Source organism: Aminobacter sp. P4_D5, from assembly GCF_056401815.1.
In genome coordinates this window covers 1-500 of sequence record NZ_JBFUIP010001505.1, presented here as the reverse complement: position 1 = coordinate 500, position 500 = coordinate 1, and the positions used below count along the sequence as shown (strand labels likewise).

The following is a 500-nucleotide window of genomic DNA, read 5'->3' as shown; positions in this document are numbered from 1 at the left end:
GCGTAGTGCGGCGTCAGGATCACGTTCTGCAGCTTGAACAGCGGATTGTCCGATGGCGGCGGCTCCTGGTCGAAGACGTCGAGGCCGGCGCCGGCGATGGCGCCCTTCTCCAGCGCTGATGTCAGAGCCTTCTCGTCGATGACGGGGCCCCGCGAGGTATTCACGATGTAGGAGGTGGGCTTCATCAACGCGATCTCGGCCGCGCCGATCATGTGCTTGGAGAGCTTCGTCAGCGGCAGGTGCAGCGAGACGATGTCGGAGCCGCGCAGGAGCTCGCCGAGCAGCGCGAAGCGGACGTCCAGCGCGTCCTCCTCCGCCTCGGAGATGCGGCGGATGTCGTAGTACTGGACCCGCATGCCGAAGGCATTGGCGAGCCGCGCGACCTTCTTGCCGATGCTGCCCAGCCCGACGATGCCAAGCACCTTGTCCCGCAGCTCGAAGAGCTTGGTCGAGCCGGGGTTGTTGCCGCGCCAGCGGCCGCTGACCACGCTCTCGTGCTG

General features: G+C 66.8%; 1 protein-coding gene. It reads right to left on the bottom strand.

Annotated elements, in window-relative coordinates; translation table 11 throughout:
• Positions 1–500: NAD(P)-dependent oxidoreductase (locus AC1DWF_RS39210; protein WP_476843768.1), on the bottom strand; the 500-nt coding region annotated here is incomplete at both ends.